This window comes from Campylobacter sp. GTC17093 (assembly GCF_055397635.1).
Genome location: NZ_AP038832.1, coordinates 1,330,330 through 1,343,608, shown reverse-complemented (window position 1 = coordinate 1,343,608; position 13,279 = coordinate 1,330,330). Strand labels below are relative to the sequence as shown.

The window sequence follows — 13,279 nt, the reverse complement described above, 5'->3', positions numbered from 1 at the left end:
TTTGTAAAACTCGCCTAGCCTATTTCATGGGCGATGATAATGCTTCAAATTTACAAAAATTTCTCATAGAAAAAAACTTAAAAATTTTAAATACAATTAATGCTAAAATTTTTATATATCTTGATGGAAATTTCGAATTTAAGGATTATGAAGTTAAAAAACAAAGTGGTAAAAATATAGGCAAAAAGATGTCAAATGCATTTAATGATATTCTTTCTATTGGATATGAAAAGGTTATTTTAATAGGTTCTGATTTAAGTGATTTAAGACCTGAAATTTTAAATCTTTCATTTGAAATTTTAGATTTTAAAGATGTTGTTATCTCGCCAAGCGACGATGGAGGATATTCGCTAATTGGATTAAAAAAACCAAATAAAAGCATTTTTAATCTTGAGAAGTTTAGCAGCAAATTTGTATTTGATAAAACAATATGTGCCGTCCAAAAAGAAAATTTAAGCTATGAAATAACTCCTAAAATTTCAGATATAGATACAATAAACGATATAGCCGATTTTATAGTGGGGTGCAAAACCAATTTTTTAGCTAAAGGAGAATATAATGCAAATTTCTCATATTGTAAAAATGGCATTAAAAAGATACTTAGAATAAAAAGAGATTCACAAATTAATGTTGAAAATCCAAGTCTTTACGAGTATAATGCGCTTAAGTTTTTAGAACCTCTTGATATTACCCCTAAAGTATATGATTTTTTCGATAAAAGCGTATTTTTGCCACTAGGTGGTTTTAGTATGGAATTTTTAGACGGCAAAGTCCTAAATTACGAAACAGACTTAAAAATAGCAGCAAACCTACTCTCCAAACTTCACTCTTTTGATACAAATGGCTCGAATTTGATAGTAGCAAAAAAGCCATTTTTAGAAATGTTTCAAGAGTGCTTAAAAATGTCAAGTATATATGAAAGCTTTGATGGTGCAAAAAGTGATGTTTTGGATATGCTTGAAATATTTAAAATTACTCTTAAGACAATGGGGTTAGAAGATGATATTTCTTCTAAAAACATTATAAATACTGAGCTTAATAACTCAAATTTTATTATAGGTAAAAAATCTTACATCATTGATTGGGAAAAGCCGTTAATTGGAGATAAAGAACAAGATTTAGCTCATTTTTTAGTTCCAACTACAACATTTTTTAAAAGCGATGTTGTATTAAAAAAAGAGCAGATGGATGTATTTTTAAATGAATATGCCAAATCTGTAAGTTTTAGTGAAAAATTATTTAATAAATACTATAAATTTACACTATTTCGTGGATTTTCTTGGTGTTGTATGGCGTATGTAAATAATACAAAAAAACAAAAAAGTCCTGCTTATGAAAAGATAAAATTTTATTTAGGAAAAGAGTTTATAAGGAATTTGAAACGATGGTTAGCATCATAGTTCCAATTTATAAAGAAAAAAATTTAAGTACTTTTTTAGAGCAATTTTTAAATTTAAAAGGTGAGTTTGAGCTTATATTTGTAAGTGGCGATAATAATAGCTATGATACGCAAAATTTCAAACTTTTAAAATCTAAAAAAGGAAGAGGAACTCAAATGAACTTTGGGGCAAAACATGCAAAATATCCAATACTTTGGTTTTTGCATGCTGATAGTAAAATTAACAAAAATAGTATTTTAAAAATTGAAAGCTTTTTAAAAATACATGAGCTTGGCGCATTTAAAATCAAATTTGATAGCAATAAACCTTTAATGAAAATTTGCGCTTTTATGTCAAATTTAAGACTTAAATTTAAAAGCATCGCTTTTGGAGATCAAGGAATGTTTATAAAAAAAGAACTTTTTTATAAACTTGGGGAATTTAAAGAAATTTCCATAATGGAAGATTATGATTTTAGCTTAAAAGCTAAAAAAAATGGTTTTAAGTTTAAAATCTTAGATGGATTTATCATGACAAGTTCTAGAAGATTTATGCAAAATGGCATATTAAAAACCATGCTTAAGATGCAGTTTTCTCGTCTTATGTTTAAAACGGGGTTTAGCGATGAGAAGATAGCAAGGTTTTATAATGCATAAACCTAAAAATTTACAAAAATGTATAAACTGTTCAGCTTGTACTAAAAAATGCGATTTTTTAACTAAATATGATTTGAATTTAGTTGATTTTTATAATCGTCCAGATCTTGCTTATAGCTGTTTTTTATGCGATATTTGTACACAAATTTGCCCTGTCAATATAGATGGAGTGGAGATTTCGCTTTATCTTAGAAAACAAAAACCAAAAAAATTTAACTATTTAAATTTCTCAAAACAAAGTCCGTTTAAATCCCCATATATCTACGCAAATAACTCAAATTTAAAATCATCTGAACTTATGTTTTTTGGATGTAACTTTCCTGGATATTTTCCAAAAACTACTGAGTACTTAATAGAACTTTTAGGCAAACAAGGCATTGATTTTAGCATTGATTGTTGCGGAAAACCTTTGTATGAAGCAAATTTAGAGTTTGGTAAAACAAAAAATCATTTAGAAGAGTTACTTCATAATAAAGGTGTTAAAAAAATCATAACAGCGTGCCCAAACTGCTACTATTTTTTTAAAAATCATTATAAATTTAATGGCATAGAAATTTCAAGTATATATCTTAAACTTGAAGAACTTGGGCTTATGAAAAATATAGAAGAAAAAATGAATCTATTTTTCCCCTGCCCTGATAAATTTCAAAAAGAAATTTTTGAAAACTTTAAAAACTATATCAAATTTGATAATACTTTTAAAAAAGTAAATTGCTGTGGAATGGGCGGACTAGCTAAAAAAGATGAGCCAGAAGTTTATCAAAATAATATAAATATAATAAAAGAAAAAAATGCAGAAAATGTCTATACATACTGCGCAACTTGTGCTGGAAACTTTCAAAAAAATGGCATAAAAAATGTAAAACACTTAACAAGTGAGTTTGTAGGCATCCATGAAACACCAAATACAAACTACCTTAAAAACCTGCTTAAGTTTAAATTTTATAAAAGGAGAGCAAATGAAAGCAGATGAGTTTTTAAAAGACATTTTAACAACAGATAAATTTACCACAATGCAAGTAAACTTGGGCAATCTTTGCAACTTAGCATGTCATCACTGTCATGTTGAAGCAAGTCCAAAAGGCAAAAATGTAATGGATAAAAAAACTGCCGATGCAATTATAAAGTCTTTTAAAGATAGCGGATTTGAAATACTTGATCTCACAGGCGGAGCACCAGAGATGAATCCTAATTTCAAATACATAATAGAAAACTTAAGAAATGTTGCAAAAAAAATCATAGTTAGAACAAATTTAACTATCTTGGATGAAAAAGAATACAAAGATTTAGCCCAGTTTTATGCTAAAAATAAGATATCCCTTGTAGCAAGTCTTCCTTGCTATACAAAAGAAAATGTTAATAAACAGCGAGGTGCTGGCGTCTTTGAAAGATCTATAAAAATTTTAAAGAGCCTAAACTCGCTTGGATATGGCAAAAATTTGGAGCTAAATTTGGTTTATAATCCAGGTGGAGCATTTTTACCAGGAGATCAAAATGGACTTGAACAAGATTACAAAAAAATGCTTTTTGATAATTATGGCATAGTCTTTAGTCATCTTTTTACGATAACAAATATGCCTATAGGTAGATTTAAAAACGATCTTGAAAAAAATGGCAAATTAGAAGATTATATCAAACTTTTAAAAGATAATTTCAACGAAACTATCATACCAAATTTGATGTGTAAAAATCAGATTTCAGTTGGTTTTGATGGGCAAATTTATAACTGTGATTTTAATCAAATGCTGGGACTTAGCTTAAATGAAAATTTGGAAAATTTAAATAAAGTTAGCAAGAATATAATATTAAAACAGCACTGTCTTGGATGCGTAGCTGGAGCAGGATCTAGCTGTAGTGGTGCTTTAAAATAGTTTTATATGCAAAATTTGAGTAAAAAAGGATAAAAAATGACAGAAGAAGAAGCTAGAACTGCTTTTAGGTGTAGGCAAAACTGCACGCAAATCGTATTAAATCAAAGCTGTAGCGATATTTTAACAAAGGATATGATAAAAAATTTAAGCGCATGCTTTGAAGGTGGTATGCACACAGGTACAACATGCGGAGCGGTAACTGGAGCATATATGGCTTTTGGGCTTAAATTTAAAGATCCTAAAGAGATAAAAGCTAAATTTGATAAAGCATTTTTAAAAGAGTTTAAAAGTTTGGAGTGTAGAGGTATTTTGGGTTATGATTTAAGCAAAGAAGATGAGTTACAAAAAATAATCAGCCAAAATCTTTTTTCTAAAGTTTGCCCAAAAGCTGTAAAATTTGGTGTTGATTTTTTACATAAAAATAGTAATTCCTAATGATAAAAAGAAAATAACAATAAAACTAAACTAGAAATTATAAGTACTTCAAACCATGTCATAAGCATAGAAACTATAAACTTACAAATGTATCCTTATAAATTCCCATGCTTCAATTTAAAGCTAAAGAAATAAAGTTATTAAAATTTGTTTTAGATGTAAATTTTGTGGATATTTTGAAAAATACTGATATAAAAATAATCTCCACCATAAATTTCAAGATTCTTAGAGCAAGGCATATTTGTTATTTTTTTAATCTCACCAGCAGTAGCTATAAGTATACAAATAAAAAAGTAATTAATAAATTTAGACCTAGCTTTGTAAATTCAAAAAATACGATATAAAAGTTAGCAAAAATGGGGGGGGGCGTAACAAATATGTTATTTTTTAGTGCCATCTAAGATATCCAAATTTTTGTCATAAATTTCGCTTTTTATCTCAAAAATACTAAGCAAAGTATGAAATAAATAGTCTTGCGAAAACTCGCCATTTTTTACTTTTTCTTCAAGTTTTTTACGATCAACATCATAAAAATTTTTATCAAGCCATATAAAAGCTCCTACATTTTTTTGAGCTTTTGGAGCAATAGCGTATGGCAAACCGTGAAGATAAATATTATTTTCCCCCAAACTCTCGCCATGATCACTTATATAAATTACAGCATTTTGGTATTTTGCAGAATATTTCTTAGAAAATTTGATAACTTTACTTAAAAAATAATCTGTGTATAAAATAGCATTATCATAAGCGTTTATTATGTTTTGTTGATCACATTTTTGTAAATCATTACTATCGCAAACAGGAGTAAATTTCTCAAATTCTTTCGGGTATCTTTTGTAGTAAGCTGGGCCGTGATTTCCCATCTGATGAAGAACTATTAAGATATCTTTATCTTTATTTTTATTTATAAATTTATCTAATCCATCAAGCATACCAATATCACGGCACTCCCCATCTTCGCAAACTTTATTATTTTGTGAAGTTCTAAAATCCTCATATTCCATCCTAGTTGCCACGCCTTTTGAATCAGAGTTATTATCTCTCCACAAAACTTTAACTCCAGCCCTATTTAAAATATCTAAAACATTATCTTGATTTTTGAATTTATCATTATTAAAATTTTCCCTTGTTAAACTAGAAAACATACAAGGAACAGAAACTGCAGTAGTTGTGCCACAGCTTGTAAAATTTTTAAAATTAATAATATTTTCTTGTTTTAAAAGAGGATTTGTCTCTCTATCATATCCATTTAAACTAAAATGATCAGCCCTTGCAGCCTCCCCTACTACTACTATAACTAGTTCTTTTTTTTGATTATTTTTGTTATTTTTATCATTTGTTTCAATTATTACAGCATCCTCTCCGAGTTTTAGAAATTTACCACTCCCACCTTTTAAAGATTTAACTGTAAAATCTCCAATATTATACATCCAATAAAATGGATTTATACTATATCTTAAATGTTTGTGTTCTCTAAAAAAAGATGTATAAAATTTAGAAAAGCTAAACATAATAACTACTATAATGAGTAAAAAAATGGCTAAAGTTTTAAGCTTTGATAAAATTCTAGTTTTTAATTTTGGATAGTTTATCTTAAATTTATAGATAAATATTGCAGGAAAAATACCTAAAAATAAAATATACAAAAATAACTTTAAGCTAAGCAAATCAGACGTTTCTGCTAAGTTTGTTTCAATTATATTTGTAATCATCGTATTATCTATAACTATATTATAATTATCCATAAAATAAGCCGTACCAGATGAAATCAAAACAACTAAAATAAGCAATGGCTTTGTAGTATAACTAGAGCTTAAAAGCGAGAAAAAGAAAACGCTAAAAGAAAAAAGCGCTATAATTATAGAAATATAATATATAAAATTTTCTTTTATATCATAAATTGCAGAAATATTTCTAAAAAATGAAATATTATAAAAAGCTACAAAAAGAGCTGATATTATCATTATAAGTGTGAGTTCTTTGTTTTTCAAATAATTGCCTTGTTTTAAAATGAAATGGGATTGTAGTATATATATGTAAATAAAATAAAAATAGCTAAATTTTAAATTTAGCTATTTTTAAAATGTTAGAATGCTGGAAGTATAGCGCCTTTGTATTTTTCATCTATGAATTTTTTTACAGCTTCACTTTGGATAGCTTTATTAAGAGCTTTTGTCTTTTTACTATCTTTATTTTTTTCGCTAACTACAATGATATTTGCATATGGACTATCTTTGTTTTCAAGAGCAAGCGCATCATTTTTAGGATTTAAATTGATATTTAAAGCGAAATTTGTATTAATAACAGAAATATCAACATCGTCAAGTGTTCTTGGTAAACTAGCTGCTTCAATCTCTACAAATTTAAGTTTTTTAGGATTTTCTGTTATATCTAGCGGTGTTTTAAGCTCTGCATTGCTTAATTTTATAAGTCCAGCCGTAGCTAAAACCTCTAAAGCCCTACTTTCGTTTGTCGGATCATTTGGTATGCTAACTTTTGCACCCTTTTTGAGATCTTTTAAATCTTTAATCTTCTTGCTATATATTCCCATTGGCTCAATATGAACTGAAACTGTATTTATAAGCTTTGTGCCTTTGTTTTTATTAAACTCTTTAAGATATGGCAAATGCTGAAAGAAGTTAGCATCAAGCTCGCCACTATCTGTTGCTATATTTGGAATAACATAATCATTAAAGATTTTTATATCTAGACTATATCCCTCTTTTGCAAGCTCTGGTTTAATAACCTCTAAAATCTCAGCATGTGGAACAGGTGTTGCACCAACTACTATTTTTTCAGTAGCGTTTGCAAAACTAGCTACTAAAAATAACAAAACTAAACTAAAAACTATTTTTTTCATATTTCTCTCCTTTTAAATGCACTAACAATCATATTTTGCTTCTATAAACTAGCGAACTGGCATCGTATCATAACCAGCTTTTTTTAAGCTCAGGGTTTATAAAATCAACAATTTCAGCATGCAAGATAGACGTAGCGCCAACTATAAGTTTTTGCGCATATAAACTAAGTGTTAAATTTGAATCTATAAATAAACTTATGAGTAATTTTTTCATAAATTTCCTTTAAATGTTTATAAGCTAAAACACTTAAAGGAAATTAAGTGTTTGACTAAAAAGGCTTTTGGCAACGCATGTTTAAGCAATGACACATTTCACACATGTCAGACATATCTGAACTCATAATGTACCTTTTTAAAATTAATTTTAAGATTGTATTAAATTTATTTTTAAATTTATATAATATCCTATCTTTTTGATTTTTTATATAAAGAATCTCCAGTACTTTGAAAAACTTGTACCATAACAATAAGTATTATTACGGTATATGCCATTATGTCTGCTCTAAATCTTTGAAAACCATATCTAATAGCAACATCACCAAGACCGCCGCCGCCAAGTGTTCCAGCCATAGCAGAAAAACCAATAACTACTATCATACTAAGAGTTATAACATTTATTAGCGCAGGAATTGCTTCAACTAAAACAACTCTAAAAATAATTTGCATTTTACTAGCGCCAAAACTCTTTGCGGCCTCAACTATTCCGCTATCAACTTCAATTAGAGCGTTTTCTATAAGTCTTGCCATAAAAGGAGCAGTGCCTATAGTAAGTGGAACTATAGCAGCATCAGTGCCTATACTTGTACCAATTATAACGCGAACAAGCGGAAAAAGAACTATTATCAGTATTATAAAAGGAAAACTTCTAAGCGTATTTACTAAAATATCAAGCACAAAATAAACTTTCGTGTTTTCCATTAGACCACCGCGCCTTGTCAAAACGAGAATTATAGCAAGTCCTAGACCCAAGATAGAAGCAAAAAATGTAGCAGTTATACTCATATATAGAGTTTCCCAAGTTGCTTTTAGAAGAATTTCAAATGCTATCTTGTATGTATGTGTTCCCAAAACATCCATAAGTTTATCATTAAGCGATGCAAATATGGTATCAAAAACAGGCTCTATAAAAAAACCATCAATAGTTGCAAAAATACTTTCTCCCATAAAAAAAGGATATAAGAAAAAAAGACACAAAACTACAAAAGATGTTATAAAAAATGTTTTCATTATGCAATCTCCCAAATAACACCGCTATTTTTTAAATACTCACAAACATTGTCTTTGTCTTCTTCTTTTATATTTATAACAAGTAGTCCTAAAACCTGTTCTCCAAGTTTTTCGATTCGCCCCCAAACGATATTAAAATTTTTATCTAGTTTTCTTGCCATATTTGTGATAACACAATCAAATGCAACTTCTTTTGGAAAAAATAATCTTATATTTACACCCTCTTGAGGCAATATCTCATCTTCTCCCAAAAATTCTTTCATCTCATCGCTTGGTTTTAAAAACATATCTTGAATATGCCCACTATCTTTTATAACTCCTCCAACCAATAAAACTGCCCTATTTGCTATGTTTTTTACAACTTCCATTTCATGAGTAACTATAACTATAGTAATGCCAAGTTTTTGGTTTATATCTTTCAAAAGTTCTAAAATTTGTTTTGTAGTATTTGGATCAAGAGCAGAAGTTGCTTCATCGCTAAGTAAAATTTTGGGATTTAAAGCAAGTGCTCTAGCAATTGCAACTCTTTGCTTTTGTCCACCACTTAGCTCTTTGGGATATGCATTTTCTTTATGTTTTAACCCAACAATATCTAAAAGCTCATTAACTCTTTTTTTTATATATTCTTTATCATATTTCCAAAAAATAAGTGGTGTTGCGACATTTTCAAAAACAGTTTTTCTGCTCATCAAAGCAAAGTGTTGAAATATCATACCAACATCTTTTCTAAATTTTCTAAGTTCGCCTTCTTTTAACTTATTTATCTCTTTACCACTTACTTTTACGCTTCCATCTTGATAGCTCTCAAGACCATTTAGACACCTAAGTAAAGTGCTTTTACCTGCTCCACTATGTCCAACAAGAGCAAAAATTTCACCATCTTTTATACTAAAATTAACACTATTAATAACTTTTGTATCGCCATAAAATTTAACTAAATTTTTAACTTCTATCATATTGTATCTTTATATTATATTAAACTTAAAAATTATATCAAAAATGCACAAATTTACATAGAAGTTTTTGCAAAATAATCCTCTATGCCTCTAGCTATGCCTCTAGCTAATGCACTTTGATAATCATCGCTTGCTATTTTTTTGCTTTCAGATGGGTGTGAAATGTATCCAACTTCAACTAAAACAGCAGGCATTAAAGCACCAACTAAAACCCAAAATGGAGCTTCTCTAACACCGCCATCAACTACTTGATATTTTGATTTTATACTATTTAGCAAATTTGCTTGAATATCTATAGCTAGTTTGTTTGATAAGATTATTTTTTCTCGATTTAAAAAATTTAAGAATGTCATTTTTGAGAAGTGATTCATTTCTTCTATGTCGGATTTATTTTCAAGTGCTGCAGCATTCATACTTCTTTCACTTCTTGCAGGACTTAGGAAAAATGTCTCTATACCACTCATTGATTTAGCTTTTGATGAATTTGGTGCCGCATTTGCATGAATAGATATAAAAAGACTCGCTGCTTTATCATTTGCCATTTTTGTTCTATCCCTTAAATTTATAAACTTATCACTACTTCTAGTATAAGCTACTTGATAACCCATATCTTTAAGAATCTTTCCTGTTTTTAAAGCAACTTGCAAAACTATATTTTTTTCATAATACCCATTTCCAATTGCACCTGCATCTTTACCGCCATGACCAGCATCTAAGACTATAAGTTTAGATGATCTTTTTACTTTATCTGTGGATATAATTTGTTTTGTTTGTACTTTTGAATTATTCGCTCTTGCAGAATTTATCTTTACGTTATCAGCTCTTTGAATATTTGTCTGTTTTTTAGCAGGAATTACAACTGTAGTACCATTATTTACTGAGGCATTATTATTAATTGGTTTTTTATTTGAAGTTATTATAATATAGTTATCATCCCTTGATATATTATACTCTAATTTATTACTATCACTAAAAACAACTCTTAGAGTTTGATTGTTAAACTGGGCTATTCTAATCTCATCACTTATGTAATTTTTTATACTTCTTGTTTTGCCCATTAAAAGACCGTTAAAATCCATAACAAAGCGATTTGTAGTTTTATTGTTTAAATTAAACTCTTTAACTTCTCTACTAAGCGGAGCTCTGTTAAATTTAAGTCTTATAGAATTAGAATCTACTTTGGATACTTCCAAAAGTTTTAATGTTTCATTTTGTGAAGAATTTTCAACATCTTGATTTTGTAATTTTTTAGATATTGTTCTGCTTTGTGTTTTTGGCTGAGTTTTTATTTCTTCTTTTATATTTTGTTTTGTCTGAGAATTTGCTACACCAAGTCCAGCAAGCTCTTTTTCATATTCACTATAATCTAAATTTAAGGCTTGCGAGCTTATTATGAGCCTTTTTAGAGAGTCTATTTTTAAGTTTTTATTATTTTTAAGAATTGATTGGATATAAATGTTTTTCATAGAGTGATAGTACTTTAGTTTTGCACTTTTTGATGCAGAATTAAAATTCATATCAAAAGCCTTTATATCATCAGCAAATGCACCAAAACACAAGCAAAAGCTAACACATAAAATACATATTATTTTAAGAATTTTCACCATCTATTAACTTTTTAAATAGTTCTTTTACGCTTATTATTTCTTTTAACTTATATCCATTAGCACCAGTAAAAAATAATCCGGTTTCTTTAACTCCAGCGTAAGCATCATAGAGTCTATCTGCTATACAATATCCTACTTTTTTTGACTCCACGCCCCTATGACAAGGCGAAACGCAGTTACTAATGCATTGTATCTTTGGTCCAATCCTTTTATCAACCAAATTTAAAAGATTTGTCCTAATACCTCTTGCAGGATAGCCAACTGGGGATTTTATAAGCTCAATATCTTCTTTATTAGCATTTAACAAAGTATCTTTAAAATTATTATGAGCATCACACTCGTGAGTTCCAATAAATCTTGTACCCATTTGAACGCCATTTGCTCCAAGTTCCATAGCTTTTTGTATATCATTTTTATCCCAAATACCACCAGCTGCAATGAGCGGAAAATCTCCCCAAGTTTTTATCTCTTCTTTAACTTGTGGAATAAGTTTTTCTAACTGATATTCGGGATCTATGCACTGCTCATAAGTAAAACCTTGATGACCGCCACTCTTTGGTCCTTCTAACACTACAGCATCAGGAAGCTTACCGTATCTTCCTGTCCATCTTTTACAAATTATTTTAAGAGCTTTGGCAGACGAAACAATAGGCACTAATGCAACATGTTTAAAATCTTTTGTAAATTCAGGTAAATTAGTAGGAAGCCCTGCTCCAGAAATGATGATGTTTATACCACCTTCACAAGCATCTTTTACTATTCTCTCATAATCATTTGCTGCACACATAACATTCACACCAAGAGGAGAGTTGGCACAAATTTTTCTAGCATTTTCTATGATCTTTTTTAAAGCCTTAGATGAATAAAAATTCTCACTATTGTATGGTTTTGAGTTTATTTCTTTTTCTATATAAGCTTTGTTTTCATAATATCCTGTTCCAACGGAGCTAATAACTCCAAGTCCTCCATTTAAGCTAACATTTCCAGCAAGTCTGTCCCAGCTTATGCCCAGCCCCATGCCACCTTGTATGATCGGGAATTTAATCTCATATTTTCCTATTTTCAAACTTGAAAAACTCATTATATAACCCTTAATTTAGCAAAGCTTTTTTTACCTACTTGTAATACATACTCCCCTGAAATCAATTGCAATTTTTCATCTGAAATTTTACTTTTATTTATACTTACCGCATTTTCAGCTATTTTTCTTCTTGCCTCACTGTTAGTGGAGCACATCTTGCACTCAACAAGTGCTTTTACGATCCAAAGCGGGCTATCTTTTATAGTAAAACTATGCATATCTGTTGGAATTTCATTTTTACTATGAATATTGTCAAACTCAATTTTTGCTAAATTTGCAGCTTCTTTTCCGTGATATTTAGTCGTTATTTCTAAAGCTAAATTTTCTTTTGCAATTTTTGGATGCATACTTCCATTGTTTACACTATTTTTAATCTCTTCAATCTCTACTAAACTTTTTTCACTCAAAAGCTCATAATATCTCCACATCAAATCATCGCTAATGCTTAAAAGTTTTCCATACATATCATTTGGTTCTTCTGTAACCCCAATATAATTGCCAAGACTTTTACTCATTTTATTTACACCATCTAAGCCTTCAAGTAAAGGCATCATTATGATAGCTTGTTCTTTACCAATATTGTAAGTTCTTTGAAGAGTTCTACCCATTAAAAGATTAAATTTTTGATCAGTTCCACCCATTTCAATATCGCTTTTCATTTCAACACTATCATAACCTTGCAAAAGTGGATATAAAAACTCACTGATAGATATACTAGCTCCACTTTTAAATCTTTTTGTAAAATCTTCTCTTTCTAGCATTCTAGCTACACTAAATGTACTAGAAAGCTCTATTAATCCAGATGCCCCGATATCATTTATCCAATCTGAATTAAACTTAATCTCGGTTTTATAAGAATCTAAAATTTTAAAAACCTGATCTTCGTATGTTTTTGCATTTTTAAGAACTGTTTTTGCATCAAGTTTTTTTCTTGTTTCACTTTTGCCAGTTGGATCACCAATTTGAGCTGTAAAATCTCCTATCAAAAACTGCACTATAGCACCATGTTTTTGCAAAAAAGCCATTTTTTGCAATACCACAGTATGTCCTAGATGTAAATCTGGTGCAGTTGGGTCAAGTCCTATCTTTACATAAAAATTTTCACCTTTTTCATAATATCTTTTTATAAGCGCTTCTATGCGTTCCATATCTATTATCTCTGCAACGCCTCTTTTTAGTTCTTTTATAATTTCTTCTATCATATTAA

General features: G+C 29.1%; 13 protein-coding genes. 5 read left to right on the top strand and 8 right to left on the bottom strand.

What is annotated here, in order from left to right:
- Positions 1–26: 26 nt before the first annotated feature.
- From ACZ5VL_RS07020 to ACZ5VL_RS07000, 5 genes are read left to right on the top strand one after another with little or no spacing between them, the layout of a single operon-like run.
- Positions 27–1,400, top strand: a complete 1,374-nt coding sequence (locus tag ACZ5VL_RS07020) for a DUF2064 domain-containing protein (RefSeq protein ID WP_464198273.1) — start codon at positions 27–29, stop codon at positions 1,398–1,400.
- The gene (locus ACZ5VL_RS07015; RefSeq protein ID WP_464198272.1) at positions 1,385–2,035 is read left to right on the top strand and encodes a TIGR04283 family arsenosugar biosynthesis glycosyltransferase; all 651 of its coding nucleotides are present in this window, start codon (positions 1,385–1,387) and stop codon (positions 2,033–2,035) included. Before ACZ5VL_RS07020 ends, ACZ5VL_RS07015 begins: the two co-directional genes overlap by 16 nt.
- On the top strand, positions 2,028–3,008 hold the full coding sequence (locus ACZ5VL_RS07010; protein ID WP_464198271.1) for a heterodisulfide reductase-related iron-sulfur binding cluster: 981 nt from the start codon (positions 2,028–2,030) through the stop codon (positions 3,006–3,008). The genes ACZ5VL_RS07015 and ACZ5VL_RS07010 overlap by 8 nt, the downstream gene beginning before the upstream one ends.
- Positions 2,995–3,906, top strand: coding sequence for an arsenosugar biosynthesis radical SAM (seleno)protein ArsS (gene arsS / locus ACZ5VL_RS07005; RefSeq protein ID WP_464198270.1), 912 nt, complete (start codon positions 2,995–2,997; stop codon positions 3,904–3,906). The genes ACZ5VL_RS07010 and arsS overlap by 14 nt, the downstream gene beginning before the upstream one ends.
- A gap of 36 nt (positions 3,907–3,942) precedes the next feature.
- On the top strand, positions 3,943–4,341 hold the full coding sequence (locus ACZ5VL_RS07000) for a C-GCAxxG-C-C family protein (RefSeq protein ID WP_464198269.1): 399 nt from the start codon (positions 3,943–3,945) through the stop codon (positions 4,339–4,341).
- Positions 4,342–4,721: 380 nt separating this feature from the next.
- Here the strand turns inward: ACZ5VL_RS07000 and ACZ5VL_RS06995 are convergent, their stop codons facing one another.
- From ACZ5VL_RS06995 to tyrS, 8 genes are all read right to left on the bottom strand, one after another.
- Complete coding sequence (locus ACZ5VL_RS06995; protein ID WP_464198268.1) at positions 4,722–6,332, bottom strand: phosphoethanolamine transferase; 1,611 nt, start codon at positions 6,330–6,332, stop codon at positions 4,722–4,724.
- 95 nt (positions 6,333–6,427) lie between these two features.
- The gene (locus ACZ5VL_RS06990) at positions 6,428–7,201 is read right to left on the bottom strand and encodes a MetQ/NlpA family ABC transporter substrate-binding protein (protein WP_464198267.1); all 774 of its coding nucleotides are present in this window, start codon (positions 7,199–7,201) and stop codon (positions 6,428–6,430) included.
- A 67-nt stretch (positions 7,202–7,268) separates the two neighbouring features.
- Complete coding sequence (locus ACZ5VL_RS06985; RefSeq protein ID WP_464198266.1) at positions 7,269–7,415, bottom strand: hypothetical protein; 147 nt, start codon at positions 7,413–7,415, stop codon at positions 7,269–7,271.
- Between the two features lie 191 nt (positions 7,416–7,606).
- Positions 7,607–8,278, bottom strand: coding sequence for a methionine ABC transporter permease (locus ACZ5VL_RS06980; RefSeq protein ID WP_464200299.1), 672 nt, complete (start codon positions 8,276–8,278; stop codon positions 7,607–7,609).
- A gap of 149 nt (positions 8,279–8,427) precedes the next feature.
- Positions 8,428–9,384: a methionine ABC transporter ATP-binding protein gene (locus ACZ5VL_RS06975; protein WP_464198265.1), complete on the bottom strand. Its 957-nt coding sequence runs from the start codon at positions 9,382–9,384 to the stop codon at positions 8,428–8,430.
- A 53-nt stretch (positions 9,385–9,437) separates the two neighbouring features.
- Positions 9,438–10,991, bottom strand: a complete 1,554-nt coding sequence (locus tag ACZ5VL_RS06970; protein ID WP_464198264.1) for an N-acetylmuramoyl-L-alanine amidase — start codon at positions 10,989–10,991, stop codon at positions 9,438–9,440.
- Positions 10,975–12,072, bottom strand: coding sequence for a nitronate monooxygenase (locus ACZ5VL_RS06965; RefSeq protein ID WP_464198263.1), 1,098 nt, complete (start codon positions 12,070–12,072; stop codon positions 10,975–10,977). The genes ACZ5VL_RS06970 and ACZ5VL_RS06965 overlap by 17 nt, the downstream gene beginning before the upstream one ends.
- Complete coding sequence (gene tyrS, locus ACZ5VL_RS06960; RefSeq protein WP_464198262.1) at positions 12,072–13,274, bottom strand: tyrosine--tRNA ligase; 1,203 nt, start codon at positions 13,272–13,274, stop codon at positions 12,072–12,074. Before tyrS ends, ACZ5VL_RS06965 begins: the two co-directional genes overlap by 1 nt.
- Positions 13,275–13,279: the final 5 nt, after the last annotated feature.

Bases quoted from the DNA above. Each gene is read 5' to 3' on its own strand.
- ACZ5VL_RS06990 (WP_464198267.1), bottom strand. From the start codon at position 7,201: ATGAAAAAAATAGTTTTTAGTTTAGTTTTGTTATTTTTAGTAGCTAGT.
- ACZ5VL_RS06970 (WP_464198264.1), bottom strand. From the start codon at position 10,991: ATGGTGAAAATTCTTAAAATAATATGTATTTTATGTGTTAGCTTTTGC.
- tyrS (WP_464198262.1), bottom strand. From the start codon at position 13,274: ATGATAGAAGAAATTATAAAAGAACTAAAAAGAGGCGTTGCAGAGATA.
- ACZ5VL_RS06985 (WP_464198266.1), bottom strand. From the start codon at position 7,415: ATGAAAAAATTACTCATAAGTTTATTTATAGATTCAAATTTAACACTT.
- ACZ5VL_RS07010 (WP_464198271.1), top strand. From the start codon at position 2,028: ATGCATAAACCTAAAAATTTACAAAAATGTATAAACTGTTCAGCTTGT.
- ACZ5VL_RS06965 (WP_464198263.1), bottom strand. From the start codon at position 12,072: ATGAGTTTTTCAAGTTTGAAAATAGGAAAATATGAGATTAAATTCCCG.
- ACZ5VL_RS06975 (WP_464198265.1), bottom strand. From the start codon at position 9,384: ATGATAGAAGTTAAAAATTTAGTTAAATTTTATGGCGATACAAAAGTT.
- ACZ5VL_RS07000 (WP_464198269.1), top strand. From the start codon at position 3,943: ATGACAGAAGAAGAAGCTAGAACTGCTTTTAGGTGTAGGCAAAACTGC.
- arsS (WP_464198270.1), top strand. From the start codon at position 2,995: ATGAAAGCAGATGAGTTTTTAAAAGACATTTTAACAACAGATAAATTT.
- ACZ5VL_RS07020 (WP_464198273.1), top strand. From the start codon at position 27: ATGGGCGATGATAATGCTTCAAATTTACAAAAATTTCTCATAGAAAAA.
- ACZ5VL_RS06980 (WP_464200299.1), bottom strand. From the start codon at position 8,278: ATGGATGTTTTGGGAACACATACATACAAGATAGCATTTGAAATTCTT.
- ACZ5VL_RS07015 (WP_464198272.1), top strand. From the start codon at position 1,385: ATGGTTAGCATCATAGTTCCAATTTATAAAGAAAAAAATTTAAGTACT.